General features: G+C 35.1%; 9 protein-coding genes. 5 read left to right on the forward strand and 4 right to left on the reverse strand.

Annotated features, from left to right (window positions below; all coding sequences use genetic code 11):
• Positions 1-109: 109 nt before the first annotated feature.
• From V1468_RS05515 to V1468_RS05535, 5 genes are all read left to right on the forward strand, one after another.
• Positions 110-4,096 carry a LamG-like jellyroll fold domain-containing protein gene (locus tag V1468_RS05515; protein ID WP_331809225.1) on the forward strand — a complete coding sequence of 1,329 codons (3,987 nt, stop codon included), beginning with the start codon at positions 110-112 and terminating at the stop codon, positions 4,094-4,096.
• A gap of 33 nt (positions 4,097-4,129) precedes the next feature.
• Positions 4,130-8,368: a PQQ-dependent sugar dehydrogenase gene (locus V1468_RS05520; protein ID WP_331809226.1), complete on the forward strand. Its 4,239-nt coding sequence runs from the start codon at positions 4,130-4,132 to the stop codon at positions 8,366-8,368.
• Between the two features lie 124 nt (positions 8,369-8,492).
• Complete coding sequence (gene ileS, locus V1468_RS05525) at positions 8,493-11,897, forward strand: isoleucine--tRNA ligase (protein ID WP_331809227.1); 3,405 nt, start codon at positions 8,493-8,495, stop codon at positions 11,895-11,897.
• A 7-nt stretch (positions 11,898-11,904) separates the two neighbouring features.
• Positions 11,905-12,288: a TraR/DksA family transcriptional regulator gene (locus tag V1468_RS05530; protein ID WP_331809228.1), complete on the forward strand. Its 384-nt coding sequence runs from the start codon at positions 11,905-11,907 to the stop codon at positions 12,286-12,288.
• Between the two features lie 71 nt (positions 12,289-12,359).
• A complete protein-coding gene (locus tag V1468_RS05535) occupies positions 12,360-13,031 on the forward strand; it encodes a lipoprotein signal peptidase (RefSeq protein WP_331809229.1) in 672 nt (223 codons plus the stop codon).
• On the opposite strand, the gene V1468_RS05540 is transcribed toward V1468_RS05535, so the two are convergent.
• Genes V1468_RS05540 through V1468_RS05555 form a run of 4 tightly spaced genes read right to left on the reverse strand, consistent with a single transcriptional unit; the run spans position 12,985 to position 15,850 of the window.
• The gene (locus V1468_RS05540) at positions 12,985-13,548 is read right to left on the reverse strand and encodes a 5-formyltetrahydrofolate cyclo-ligase (RefSeq protein ID WP_331809230.1); all 564 of its coding nucleotides are present in this window, start codon (positions 13,546-13,548) and stop codon (positions 12,985-12,987) included. The two genes, V1468_RS05535 and V1468_RS05540, sit on opposite strands and share 47 nt — an antisense overlap.
• Positions 13,545-14,513, reverse strand: coding sequence for a succinylglutamate desuccinylase/aspartoacylase family protein (locus V1468_RS05545; RefSeq protein ID WP_331809231.1), 969 nt, complete (start codon positions 14,511-14,513; stop codon positions 13,545-13,547). Before V1468_RS05545 ends, V1468_RS05540 begins: the two co-directional genes overlap by 4 nt.
• Before the next feature lie 43 nt (positions 14,514-14,556).
• On the reverse strand, positions 14,557-15,432 hold the full coding sequence (gene rimK / locus V1468_RS05550) for a 30S ribosomal protein S6--L-glutamate ligase (RefSeq protein WP_331809232.1): 876 nt from the start codon (positions 15,430-15,432) through the stop codon (positions 14,557-14,559).
• On the reverse strand, positions 15,407-15,850 hold the full coding sequence (locus V1468_RS05555; protein ID WP_331809233.1) for an ATP-dependent zinc protease family protein: 444 nt from the start codon (positions 15,848-15,850) through the stop codon (positions 15,407-15,409). Before V1468_RS05555 ends, rimK begins: the two co-directional genes overlap by 26 nt.
• Between the last annotated feature and the right edge of the window lie 48 nt (positions 15,851-15,898).

Consider the following 15,898-nt stretch of genomic DNA (forward strand, 5'->3'; position numbering starts at 1 on the left):
AATCTCAAGTACTGTTTCTGTATTATCTGATGATCCAGACGAGAATCCATTTACGTTTTTAATTGAAGGAGAAGGCGCTCAGACTTTCCCAGATACTGATGGAGATGGGGTGCCAGATAATATAGATGAAGATGACGATAATGACGGGATTACTGATACCGAAGAAACTAATACTTGTACAACCTATCCTTATGCCACAACTACAGATTTGGTGTTTCTTAATGAAACCTTTGGTGCAGGTACAAATCGTGTACAAATTAACGGTAACTATGCAGGTGTTACCACAACCTATTGTTATGAGGATGGAACAGGCGTTGCGTGCCCATCAACCTTTAATCCAGAAAGTGTTAATGATGGGGATTATACTGTTCATTATACAATTACAAACGATGATGATGTAGCAGATGGTATCGATACCGATATTTCAAATTGGGCAGAAGATTATTGGTATGCTGGTGAAGATCATACACCTGGAGATGTTAATGGTAGGATGGCAATTTTTAATGCAGACGAAAATCCTGGTGTCTTTTATAGTCAGATGATTACAGGAGCTACAGCAAATGTTCCTATTGAATTTGGTTTTTACGCAATAAATATTGACAGAGATGATATAGACCCAACAGAATTAGCTACTCGAGAGCGACCAAATGTAATTATAACCATTTATGACCCTAACGGTAATGTAATAGCTTCACAAGCCTCAGGTGAAATACCACCTACAAGTCCTGCAGGAGATTGGGTAGAGGTCTCAGCTAGTTTTACTACTACATACACACAATTTACAGTAGAATTAAGTAACGCAAATTTAGGTGGTTTAGGAAATGATCTAGCTATTGATGATATTTTTGTTAAGCAAACATTATGCGATTTAGATGGTGATGGTGTTGCGGATGCAATTGATTTAGATAACGATAATGATGGTATACCTAATGTTGTAGAACTTGGACTAATTGATGACAATTATGATGCTACCGTTTTCAATGACACAACAAATCCATGGGTAGATGCTAATGGAAATGGAGTACACGATGCATACGAATCTCTTGTTCCTATAGATAGTGATGGAGATGGAGTCCCTGATTATTTAGATTTAGATAGTGATAATGATGGTATTTTTGATAATGTTGAATATGATGGTTTTGGTGATATAGACGTTTCAGGAGATGGAATAGGTGATGGTACAGACTATCAAGATACGGTTGAAAATATTAAGAATGATGATCCTGATGGTGATGGTATTCTTTCTATAATGGATGATAATGATGACGATGTCGATACAATTTCAACCAATGATCATGGTACATTTACATATCCAGATCCTGTAGATACAGATGGAGATGGAATTCCCGATTATTTAGACGTTGACAGCAATGACCCATTAAATGATACAACTAATGGTAGTGATATTGATACTACAATTTATACTGCGCTTGATGCAGATAATGATGGTGTTATTGATGGTTCAATAGATGCCGACAAAGATGGGCTTTTAAGTTCTTTTGACACGGATGAATCAGTTTTTGGATCTCCAAGAGATCTTGAAGACTCTTACAGCTTGTATTTTGATGGTAGAAATGACTATGTTGAGGAATTGGTTAACCTTGTTGAAGGTATTAACGAAGTCTCACAGATGGCTTGGGTCAAATTAGATAGTGATTTTAGTACAGAAGGTGTAATTATGGGACAAACCAATTTTTACATATCTATTCTGGGTAATAGAAGCGTTCAGGTGTATCTAAACGGAAGTTCTACGATAACGACAACAGAGACTCTTCCTTTAAACGAGTGGGTGCATGTTTCAGTAACCTATAATGGTTTAGATTCAGGAGATACACTAAGAGTATATATTAACGGTGAAGAAGTAGCTTCTAACGCATCAGAAACAGGTGCGGTATTAAGTTCCTCACCAGACTTTATATATAGAATAGGAAGGAAACCTTTAAATACTGGCTCGCAGCTTTATTTCAAAGGAGAAATAGATGAGGCTAGAGTTTTTAACATAGCCCTTTCTAATGAAGAACTTCAGAAAATGGTTTATCAGGAATTGAATGATGCTCTTGGTTTTGATCAAGGAATGATTGTGCCAAAAGATATAGGTTCAATAGGAGGCAACCTAGTAAGATATTTTAAAATGGATGGTTATAAGGATGATGTTACAGATAATAAAGTCTCACCGTCTTTAGACCTTACAGGTGCAAAACTCTATAACATTAAAAATATTTATTTTCAAACAGCACCACTTCCTTATAAAACCATACAAGACGGTAATTGGTCAGACGAAGCCACTTGGGAGCACGGAGATGTTTGGGATATAGAAGATGTAAGCTCAAATAAATCATGGAGTGTAGTTCAGATAGATAACGAAATATCTACTACAGAATCTCATAGCAACCTTGGTCTAATTGTAAATGACCTTCTTACCGTAAGTGGAGATAATGCATTAACAAACTCGTGGTATTTAGCATTAAATGGAACTATAGATTTGGAGGGCGATTCACAATTGATTCAGACTACAGAAAGCGATTTAACAAGCTCGTCTACCGGAAAAATCTTTAGAAGACAAGATGGTGTAATCAGCCAATACTATTACAATTATTGGGCATCACCTGTTGGTGCGGAAAGTAGTACCTCCCTAACAGATAATAATGGATCCTCTCATAATGCTAACAATTCATCTTTTGCCCTAAATACATTAAAAGATGCTCTTGGAAATCCATTGGAATTTACTTCTGCTTACCATGAGAATGGAAAAGTAAGTACGTATTGGCTTTATTCTTTTATAAGTGGTGTTACTTATTATGATTGGCTATCTTTCGATGAGAACTATCAGTTGTCTCCTGGTGTTGGTTATACTCAAAAAGGAACAGGAGCTTTTACGGAATATACTTTTGAAGGAAAGCCAAATAATGGAACAATTTTGATAAGTGTTACAGATACGGGAGGGTTAGGCTCTGTGCCAGCAGTATCAAGAACAGATTGTTTATTAGGAAACCCTTATCCAAGTGCATTAGACATACATCAATTTATTGATGATAACATTGGTGTTATAGAGGGTACTTTGTATTTATGGCAACAATGGAGTGGATCATCACACATCTTAAATGAGTATAACGGAGGGTATGCTACCGTAAATAAAACAGGTTCAGTAAGAGCATATCAGTTTGTTGGTATAGAAGGTGCAAACAACGGAAACCAAGACGGAACAAAAATACCTACAAGATATTTACCAGTTGGGCAAGGATTTATTACAGAAGTCATTGCTGATGGTAATATAGAGTTTAATAATTCGCAACGTGTATTTATTAAAGAATCTGATGCAGATGGCAGCTACAATAATGGATCTGTGTTTTTTAGAGGTATTACTCAAAGTACAGATAGTAGTTCATCTGTCGAAGACGAATATGTTATGAGCAAAATAAGATTAGAGTTCAAATCGCAAATCGGTAATGATTTTAGACGTGAACTTTTACTTGGTTTTAGTGAAGAAACAACAGATGACTATGATTATGGATATGACTCAAGAAATACTGAGTCCTACGCAACAGATTTAAGTTTAATGTTAGATGAAGAACTAATGATGATTCAGGCTTATAGCCAAATCAATCAAGATAAGATAATAGACTTACATCTATCTGTAGGAAGCGAAGGCGTCTTTGAAATAAAAGCAACAGATTTTGAGGATTTTCCTGAAGATCAAGACGTTTATTTAAGAGATAATCTAACCGATAATTATCACGACTTAACGTCTAATCAGGCTTATGTGTTTACATCAGAATCAGGTGAATTTAATAATCGATTCGATATTGTTTTTCAAAACAATTCAAGCACACTAACGCTATCAGATGAAGAACTTGAAAATGTCAAATTAATATTTGCTTCAGATAATAATAAGATAATAGTCTTAAATCCTAATAGACTAGATATTGATAATATAACGGTATATAACACCCTTGGTCAATTGGTATATGAGAAAGCTACGGCTTTTAATTCAGAGTATTCAGAGTATAATTTGGAGGAATTGAGTACAGGAACATATGTTGTTAAAATGACAACCTCTAACAAGGTGGTAATTACAAAAAAAATAATTATTAAATAACTTTTGAAAATCTTCTTAATCTAAAATATAAAAATGAAAAAACCTTTACTATTAATATGGCTTGTCTGTACTAATGTTTTATTAGCTCAAACCGCTTTTTCGCCAAGTCCAACAGCTACAACGGCTGGTTCAGACTGGAATACAACTAAAATAACTCCAGACAATGCCTTGGATTATCCTTGGGAAATTACATACGGACCAGATGATTATTTATGGGTAACTGAAAGGGTTGGTGAAAAAATAGTTAGAGTAGATCCTAATGGCTATACAAGCTCGCCTAGCGTGATGATAGATTTGTCTAGTAAAGTGGCAAATGCTAAACAAGGAGGTCTTATGGGAATGGCAATACATCCAGCATTGTATTCAGACATAACGACCACAACCAATAATTACGTTTATGCAGCTTATACGTACAACGATGGAGGTCTTAAATTAAGAATTGTAAGGTTAGTATATGATAATAATACAAATAGCTTATCAGAAGATACATCGTTAGACGCTAACGGAACAATAATAGAAGGCTTGCCTGGTAGTGCAGATCATAACTCTGGCCGTTTAATTATTGGACCAGATTTAAAGTTATATTATACCATTGGAGATCAAGGAGCAAATCAGTTCGATTATTCTTGTGACCCTATTTTATCTCAAGTTTTACCAACATCTTCAACAGATTATGATAATTATCCTGGGAAAACGCTACGCTTAAATTTAGATGGAAGTATTCCGTCAGACAATCCAATTCTAGATGGTGTTCAAAGCCATGTTTATACTTATGGACATAGAAATGCTCAAGGGATTATTTTTGCTGCCGACGGTACACTTTTTAATTCAGAGCATGGTGCAAAAGTAGATGATGAAATTAATGTTGTAGAAAAAGGAAAAAATTACGGATGGCCAGAAATAGCAGGTTATTATGATAACATGGCTTATACTTATTGTAACTGGTCTTCTTTAGGAGGTGGTTGTAATGCTGGTTCTTTTAGCGATCATAACTGTCCGGCAGGAGCTGAAACTGCAACAGAATATGAGTCTTATCCAACAGCAAATGATGTACCAACAAATTTTCAGCCACCAATCGGTACGTATAATAGTACTATTGCAACAGATCCTTCAGGTGGTTGGTTTACATGGCCAACCGTTGCTCCATCAAGTATAGATATACATGAAAATGGAAATATTCCAGGATGGGGAAGATCTTTACTAGTAACATCCTTAAAGAAAGGTACTATTTATAGAGCAAAACTTTCTGCTAACGGAGATGATGTTGTTGGCGACGTGTATGATGAGTGGCATTCTTCTAACGATAGATATAGAGATTTGGCAGTTTCACCAGATGGATTAACAATTTATGCTGTTACCGATAATGGTGGTGGTACTTCAGGACCTTCTTCTACGAGTGGTGTGTCTGTTACAAATCCTGGTATGATTGTCAAAATAGAATATGTAGGAGCTTTAGTTACAAATCCGCCAGTTGCAAGCTGTCAAGATATAACGGTTACTTTAGATTCTTATGGTACGGCTTCAATTACAGCTTCAGATATTAATAATGGTTCTACAGGTGGATCAGCAGGTATTGCTTCATTAGAGATTAGTGATGATACTTTTGACTGTTCTGATGTAGGTGAAATAACAGAAGTTACCTTAACAGTAACAGATAATGACGGTAATGAAAGCAAATGTACAGCAACAGTTACTGTGCAACCTAATGCATCACCAAGTCCATTTGTTGCGCCAGTTTTAGATGATATTGTAAGTAATTGCAGTATTACGGTTGAAGCTCCAACGTTAATAAATAATGCTTGTGTGGAAGTAACAGCAACAACAACAGATGCTGTAACATATAATCCTGGTGAGTCAGGTACCATTACATGGACTTTTGATGATGGAACAAGTACAGATACAGCAACACAAAATGTTACGGTAAATACACTGTCAGTACCTTCGAACATAAATGTTGTTCCAAGTACAACAACGGCTAACGTTTCATGGGATGATATAAATGATGTAACTTTTAATGTAAGATATAGAGAGGTTGGGTCAACCTCTTGGATAACAGAGACAGCATTTACAAATTCAATTGTAATTTCTGGTTTAACACTTTCTACAACTTATGAATTACAAGTTAATGCAGACTGTGGTACGGGTGAATCAGCCTATAGTTCAGTAGCTAATTTTTCAACAACAGCAATCAACTATTGTGATCCTGTAGTTGCATATTATCCAGATGATTTTTACATGAGTAATTTTCAACTTAGTGACTCTGGATTTACCAATATTTTATCAAATTCAAGTAATCAAAATGACGATGTAAATGGTTATTCAGATCATACAGATGATGGATTAACAATTCCAAACTTAAGAACAGGTGATAATTTTAATATTGAAATAACACTGGTAAATACGCATCCATGGAACAAAACGTCAGGACACAGTATTTGGATTGATTTTAATCAAGATGGAGATTTCGAAGATTCTGGTGAGCGTGTTTGGGGTACCACAGAAGGTGATGATTTATTTCCTCATAATTCTACAGTTACAGGTAGTTTTGCTGTGCCTGTATCAGCATTGTCTGGTAATACACGTATGCGTGTAGCTTCAAGAACTTATTGGACACCAAATGATCCTTGTGCGATGAGCTACGATGGAAATAATGGTGGTGAGTATGAAGATTATACAGTCAATATCTTCAGTGGCTTGCTTTATAGTAGCAGTACTTGGTCACCAAATCCACCGAGCAACCTAACCGCTACAGAAGATATTTTTATTTTAGATGGTACTTTTAATGTAACTTCAGATATTAACGTAAATAACGTACATGTAGCATCTGGTGCGACATTAAATATCGACAAAGCAAATTCAGTTACCGTAAACGGTAATATTGTTAATAATGGAGAGTTTGTTTTAAACTCAGATTCAAATGAATTTGCAAGTTTATTAGTGGAAGGAAGTGTAACGGGTAATTTAAAGTATCATCGTTTTGTTAATTCAAACACTAACGGTAATGATTTAATAGCTCCGCCTGTTAATGGTGAAAGCTTCAGCGACTTTGCAGCTAATAACAGTAATATTCTTATGAATCCTGAAGAAACATTATATCTGTTTGGTCATTTTGATAAAACTACAGGCGCTTATGTTACCTATTCTACATCAGATGTACTTAATTTAGAAGCAGCTCGTGGATACAGAGCAGCCTCTACAAATGCTAGTACATTTACGTTTAATGGATCAGCTAAGACGGATCAAACAGACGTTGCTATTGCAAATTCAGGACCAGCTTACCAAAGATGGAATCTTATAGGTAACCCTTATACATCGTATATCAAATTGGCAGATTTCTTAGCGGCTAATATGTCTGAGTTTGAAACGCAAACAGCCGGTGTTTATGGTTACGATGCAGATGATGGTGATGGAAGTAATTGGAAAATCTGGAACTTAAGTTATTCAGATGCAAATCCAAATGCATTAATTGCACCAGGTCAAGGTTTCTTCGTGTCCTCAAAGACAGGTGGCGGAAATATAACCTTTACACCTTCAATGAGAGCTAATGGTTCTTCAGACGACTTTATTGCAGGAAGAACAATGACTACAATTTCACATACAGGAATAAAACTAAGTAAAAATACAGATGCATTTATTACTGATTTTTATATCACAAACAATGCGAGTTTAGGTTTAGATGTAGGATATGATGCAGCGCACCTTGGTGAAGTGTCATCAACGTTTTCAATCTACTCAATGTTAGTTGAGGACAACCTCGGTGAAAATATGGCTGTACAGGCTATTAGTTACAGTGATGTTTCTAATAATGCCATTGTGCCATTGGGTGTTAATGCTGCTCAAGGAGAGCAGTTAACAATTAGTATGGTAGATTCTGATGTTACATCAAATGTATATTTAGAGGACGCTCAGACAAATACCTTTACCTTGTTAAATACTAATGATTATACATTTACACCTAATTCTGATTTATCAGGTATAGGACGCTTTTACTTAAGGTTTGAAAATAATGTGTTGTCTGTTAATGAAACTAATTTAGAAAATATAGATATACTCAGTGATAATGCCTTAGATCAAATAATTATAAAAGGTCTAATATCAAATAATACAGAATTGAGTTTGTTTGATATCCAAGGACGTAAGATTTTAACACAAACTTTAAAAGCATATAGTACTCAAAATACGTTAAGTACAATGAATTACATGAGTGGTGTTTATGTTGTTCAATTATCTGATGAAAATAAAACAATTACAGAAAAAGTAATAGTAAAGTAAATTTTTCACCCTAAGAACTAATTAAAAAAGCTATCAGAGACAAATCTGATAGCTTTTTTTTGGTTTAAGACCTATCATTTACGCATAAATCCTTAATTTCGCACCTCGAAAAGAAATGCGAATAATGAGTACAAAGTTCCCTGAATATAAAGGACTTAACTTGCCAAAAGTTGCTGAGGATATCAACAGCTATTGGGAAGCTAATAATATCTTCGAAAAAAGTGTAACTACCAGAGAAGGCAAAGAACCTTACGTGTTTTTTGAAGGACCACCTTCTGCTAACGGTTTGCCAGGCGTACACCACGTACTAGCACGTGCTATTAAAGACATCTTTCCACGTTACAAAACAATGAAAGGTTTCCAAGTGAAGCGTAAAGCTGGTTGGGATACACACGGTTTGCCAGTAGAGTTAGGTGTTGAAAAAGAATTAGGCATTACCAAAGAAGATATTGGGACTAAAATTACGGTTGAAGAATACAACGAAGCGTGTAAAAAAGCCGTAATGCGTTATACAGATATTTGGAACGACCTTACCAAAAAGATGGGCTATTGGGTAGATATGGATGACCCATATATTACCTACAAATCCAAATATATGGAGAGCGTTTGGTGGTTGTTAAAGCAGATTTATGATAAGAATTTGTTGTATAAAGGCTACACCATTCAGCCATATTCGCCAAAAGCAGGTACAGGTTTAAGTTCGCACGAGCTTAACCAACCAGGAACATATCAAGACGTTACAGATACAACAGTTGTCGCACAGTTTAAAGCGATAGCGGAAACATTACCAGATTTCCTTCAAGATGAAGGCGATATTCATTTCTTAGCTTGGACGACTACACCTTGGACGTTGCCAAGTAACACAGCTTTAACGGTTGGGCCAAAGATTGATTATGTTTTAGTTGAAACATACAACCAATACACATTCAAACCAATAAATGTGGTGTTGGCAAAGAGTCTTGTCGGCAAACAGTTCGATGGAAAATACAAGCAAGTAGAAACCAAGCCAGAACTTATAGAATTCAAAGAAGGCGATAAAAAGATTCCGTTCTACGTCGTTAAAGAATTCAAAGGGAAAGATTTAGTTGGCATTAAGTACGAACAACTGCTAGATTATGCGTTGCCAAACGATAATCCTGAAAATGCCTTTAGAGTAATTTCTGGAGATTTTGTTACTACTGAAGATGGTACAGGTATTGTACACACAGCGCCAACCTTTGGTGCAGATGATGCCTTGGTTGCAAAACAAGCAACACCAGAAATTCCGCCAATGTTGGTTAAGGACGACAATGGAAATTTAGTGCCACTTGTAGATTTACAAGGTCGATTTAGACCAGAAATGGGCGAGTTTGCAGGTAAGTACGTAAAGAACGAATATTACAATGAAGGCGAAGCACCAGAGAAATCTGTAGATGTAGAACTTGCCATTAAATTAAAAATAGAAAACAAAGCCTTTAAGGTTGAAAAATATAAGCACAGCTACCCAAATTGTTGGAGAACAGATAAGCCAATTCTATACTATCCGTTAGATTCTTGGTTCATCAAAGTAACTGACGTAAAAGGTAGAATGCACGAGTTAAATACAACCATAAACTGGAAACCTAAATCAACAGGTGAAGGTCGTTTTGGTAATTGGTTGGCTAATGCTAACGATTGGAACTTATCACGTTCACGTTTTTGGGGAATTCCATTACCAATTTGGAGAACTGAAGATGGTAAAGAACAATTATGCATAGGTTCTGTTGAAGAGTTAAAAGCTGAAATTGCAAAAGCTGTTGAAGCAGGTGTGATGTCTGAAGATATTTTCGCCGATTTTGAAGTCGGTAATATGTCTGAAGAAAACTATGAAAAAATAGATCTGCATAAAAACGTAGTTGATAAAATCGTTTTAGTATCACCTTCAGGAAAACCAATGAAACGCGAAAGCGACTTAATAGATGTTTGGTTCGATTCTGGTTCTATGCCTTATGCGCAATGGCATTATCCGTTTGAAAACAAAGATTTCATTGACAAGAAAGAAGCATTTCCTGCAGATTTTATTGCAGAAGGTGTAGACCAAACACGTGGTTGGTTCTATACATTGCACGCTATCGGAACAATGGTTTTCGATTCTGTGGCATACAAAAATGTTGTATCTAACGGATTGGTTTTAGATAAGAATGGGCAAAAAATGTCTAAGCGTTTAGGCAATGCTGTAGATCCGTTCGAAACTCTAGCAAATCACGGTGCAGATGCTACACGTTGGTATATGATTAGTAATGCCAACCCTTGGGACAACTTAAAATTTGATATTGAAGGTGTAGAAGAGGTAAAACGTAAGTTCTTCGGAACGTTATATAATACGTATTCATTCTTCAGTTTATACACCAATTTAGATGGTTTTAAATATGAAGAAGCAGATATTCCTCTAAATGAAAGACCGGAGTTAGACCGTTGGATTCTTTCAGAATTAAATACCTTAATCAAAAAGGTAGATGAATATTATGCCGAGTATGAGCCAACAAAGGCTGCGAGAGCCATTTCAGACTTTACACAAGATTATCTAAGTAACTGGTATGTGCGTTTAAGTAGAAGACGTTTCTGGAAAGGTGATTACCAAGCTGATAAAATTTCGGCATACCAAACGCTATATACGTGTATGGAAACCATCGCTAAGCTTGGTGCGCCAATTGCGCCATTCTTTATGGATAGATTGTATTTAGACCTTAATGCAGTTACCCAAAAAGAAGGTTTTGAGAGTGTGCACTTAGCAGAGTTTCCTAAAGCAGATGAAAGTGCTATAGATAAAGTATTAGAGCGCAAAATGGAAAATGCACAGACAATATCTTCTTTAGTATTGTCGTTAAGAGCAAAAGAGAAAATCAAAGTTCGTCAGCCACTTGAAAAAATTATGATTCCTATTGATAATCAACAACAAAAGGAAGAAATAAAAGCTGTGGAAGATTTAATAAAACACGAAGTTAATATTAAGAATATTGAGCTTTTAGAAGACGCTTCGGACATATTAGTAAAACAAATAAAACCAAATTTTAAAGCACTTGGGCCACGTTTTGGTAAGGATATGAAGTTGATAGCCAGTGCAATAAGTGCGTTTTCGGCAGAAGACATAAAAAAAATCGAGCAAAACGGAAATTTAGACGTTGAAATTAACGGAAAAAACATTAATTTGGGACTTGATGATGTTGAAATTACGTCTCAAGATATTGAAGGATGGCTTGTTGCAAATGAAGGTGCTTTAACGGTGGCTTTAGATGTTACAATCACAGAAGAATTGCGTAAGGAAGGTATTGCACGTGAGCTCGTAAACCGTATTCAAAATTTACGTAAAGATTCTGGATTTGAAGTTACAGACCGCATTGATGTTCAGTTGCAAAATGATGCACAAGTAGCAGCAGCAATCGCTTCTAACGAAGATTATATTAAGTCGGAGACATTGACCGAAGAATTACAATTAATGGACAATTTGAATGATGGTATAGAAATTGCTTTTGATGAGGTAAATACTAAATTGTTCATACAAAAACATTAAAAACACTATGGCAACAGATACTACAAACAGATATTCTGACAAGGATTTAGAAGAATTCAGAGTTTTAATTCAAGAAAAAATTGATAAAGCTGAGCACGATTTAGAATTGATTAAAAGTGCTTATATGAACGACCATAACAATGGTACAGACGATACGTCACCAACTTTCAAGGCTTTTGAAGAAGGTAGTGAGACTATGAGTAAAGAAGCAAACTCGGCTTTGGCGATTCGCCAAGAAAAGTTTATTCGAGACTTAAAAAACGCTATCATTAGAATTGAAAATAAAACCTATGGTGTTTGCCGTGTAACAGGTAAGTTAATCAACAAAGAACGATTAAAGTTAGTACCGCACGCAACCCTTAGTATCGAAGCTAAGAATATGCAGAAATAAACACAAATTCTATTTTAGAATTTTTATATAGAAAAACCTAAGCTTTGGATTGAATTCAAAGCTTTTTTATTATGTCTTTAAAAAAAGCCTCATTAATTATTATTCTTATTTTACTAGTTGATCAGATTAGTAAAATATATATCAAAACACATTTTGCTTTAAATGATGATGTCACTGTGTTTTCATGGTTTAAAATCGCTTTTGTGGAGAATGATGGCATGGCTTGGGGAACTAAACTGAGTGATTTCTTTACTTTTATTTCAGATAAATCAGCAAAACTTATTTTAACACTTTTTAGAATTGTTGCTGTTACAGGTATTGCTTTTTGGTTAGTAGATGTCACCAAAAAGAAAAAATCTAGAACATTAATCTTTGCTATTTCTATAATCTTTGCTGGTGCTTTGGGTAATATTTTAGATTCTGTTTTTTACGGAGTTTTATTTGGAGATAGTCACATGCAAGTGGCTGATTTTCTTCCTGAAGATGGTGGTTATACAGGTGTTTTTTACGGTAATGTAGTAGATATGTTGCATTTCCCAATTTGGAGTGGTGTTTTGCCAGAATGGTTGCCAATAATTGGTGGAAAGTACTTTTCTTTTTTTGATCCTGTTTTTAATGTCGCAGACGTTGCTATTAGTACAGGAATAGGTATTTTAATTGTGTTTAATAAGAAGGCTTTTAAGGAAGAGTCTAATTCTAAAACTGAATCACTCGATTCGGAGTTACACAATAATCTAGCTTAATATCTTTCTCTGAAGTTTCAAAGATTTCTTCTTCAGCTTCAAAAAACGATAACCCGATTTTTATAGTTTCGGGTTTACATTCACTTAAAAATCTGTCATAAAAACCTTTGCCATAACCTACTCGGTTTCCGGTTTTATCAAATGCTAAAAGCGGTACAAAAACAACTTCCATTTGAGTTGAATTAATTTCTATACCATCTACAGGTTCAGGAATGTTGTAGTCGTTTTTTCTAATAGTGGTATTATCCGTTAAAAGAAAATGGGTCATAGAAGCATCTTCAAAATTACTTTTAGATATTACAATGTTTTTATCTTTTCCTGCTAGAATGTTTAAGATGTATTCTGTGTTTACTTCTTTCTGTTCTTCGATACTCAAAAAAATATGGTAGAAGGATTTATCCCAAATATCAAGTTGAAGTAATCGATTTGCAATGGCAAGACTGAAGTCATCAATTTGGTCTAAGCTAAGCGATTTTCGTAAAGCTTTGTATTTTTTGCGTAGCTCAGATTTTGTCATTGCTGCAGCTTTGTAGAAATATGAAAAATGGCATCTCCTTGATAAATGATTGGTGACTCATTCACATTGAAAATATAACCACTGTTAGGTGCTTTCACAAAATGATTGAAACTACCATAAGGATCTGTAATATGTCCTAAGACGTCACCTTTTTTTACAACTGTATTTACATTTACAGTAGCTTTAAACATGCCAGAATGATTAGCTCTTATCCACTTACTGTCTAAAATTTTAATACAGTTTTTCTTAGGTTTAGAGACTTTGAATTTTCGGTTGAGCATACCCAAATGATTCAAAATACGTTTAGTGCCATTAACACCTGTGTTTGTTACGGTATTGTCTATATGAAAAGATTTACCACCCTCAAACAAAAGCATAGGAATGCCTAGTTTGTAGCAGGTATTTCTAAAGGATTTATTAAGATTTTTAGTGTAATAGATTATAGGAGCTCCAAAAATTTGAGCAAGTTCATCTAAGATAACTTCATTCTTAATAATTCGAATTTGAGCAGCATTAAAACGGTCTGCTCCGCCTGTGTGAAAATCTAATATTAAATCTGCGTGAGGTACAATCTCCGTCATCAGTTTATGAGCAACTCTGCTTGCTAACGAGCCACTTTTAGCACCTGGAAACACACGATTAAGATCACGTCCGTCTGGGAATTCTCTATCCATATGTATAAACCCAAAAACGTTGATAACAGGAATACAGATAATAGTTCCTTTTTTAGGTTTATTAATACCCTTAGAAATGATTTGACGCACAACTTCTACACCATTAACTTCATCACCATGTATGCCAGCAGTAATTAAAACGGTTGGTCCTGGTTTTTTTGAGCGCTCAATGATAACAGGAACTTCAATGGTGTTTTGCGTGTGTAGTTTAGCAACACTAAAACTAACTTTGGCACTTTCACCAAGTGCAACTTTTTTTCCTAAAATATGTAGTACTTCCTTTTCGCTCATAAGCCCTTTTTCCGTTATAACAGGAGTCTCTTTTTAATAAAAATTACCTTCTATTCCTTTCAATGTATGTGATAATTGCTCGAGCGATATTTTTTTGTGTAGCTCCTTCAATACCTTCTAGTCCAGGAGTTGAGTTAACTTCCATAATTAAAGGTCCTCTGGTAGATTGTAGCATATCTACACCACATACAGGTAGTTTTAATGCTCGTGCTGCTTTTATGGCTAGCTTCAACTCTTCTTCTGTTAGTTTAATTAAATTAGCTTTACCACCTCTATGTAAATTAGATCTGAATTCGCCTTCTTTTCCTTGTCGTTTCATTGCGCCTACAACCTGCCCATCTACAATCAATGCTCTTAAATCTGCACCTTTTGCTTCAGCTATAAATTCTTGTACTAGTGCTCTGGCTTGTAGTCCGTTAAAGGCTTCTAGTACAGATTCTGCTGCGTTTTTAGATTCTGCCAAAACAACTCCAAGTCCTTGTGTACCTTCAAGTAATTTTATAATTACAGGTGGTCCGCCAACATGGTCTAAAACCTCTTCAACATCTCTAGAATAGTTAGTAAAAACAGTTTTAGGCATACCAACACCTGCTTTAGATAACCGTTGAAAACTACGTAGTTTATCTCTACTTCTTATAATAGCATCAGAAGTTACTGTCGTAAAAACATTCATCATTTCAAACTGTCTTACAACTGCACAACCATAGAAAGTTACAGAAGCACCAATGCGAGGAATAACCGCATCTACATAATCTAAATAACGATCTTTGTAGTATATGGTTGGCTTTTCTTGTTCTATAATTATGTCGCACTTTAAAGGGTCTATAACTTCTACATCATGCCCTCTGTTTTCGCCTTCTTCAATAAGACGACGAGTAGAATATAATTGCGAATTACGCGATAGAATGACTATGTTCATCAGTAGTTTTTTTAAACGATTGGTTTTCTAAATCTACATCGATTAAGAATTTTTGTTTTAGAAATTGGCGGCCAATTAAGACTGGAAATCTCATATCGTCTCGAGTGCTTAAAGTTAAGTTAATCTTATAGCTTTTTCCAAAGAATATCGCAGTAGTTTTAATTTTATAACGATTTTCTTTGTGCCCATTACTGCTCTTAACATCTGTAAAAGAATAATTTTCAAAGATGACTTCTTTGCCGTTAAAGTTAGGATGTTCTTTGCTCTCAAAAGTGCAATAAAGCTTGCCATCCTCTTCTTTTATTTTAGAGCAATGTATGGCAGAGGTGTAAGCACCAGTATCTATTTTTACATCAATATTTCTTAGATGTAATTCGGGGAAGTCAATTTTATCAACACGTCCCAAAACTTTCTTCATAGTCTATTTTATTTTTTAAAAAAGTTGCGCAAGATAGTCATAAAGTTA

This window comes from Winogradskyella poriferorum, from assembly GCF_036553625.1.
GTDB classification, from domain to species: Bacteria; Bacteroidota; Bacteroidia; order Flavobacteriales; family Flavobacteriaceae; genus Winogradskyella; species Winogradskyella poriferorum.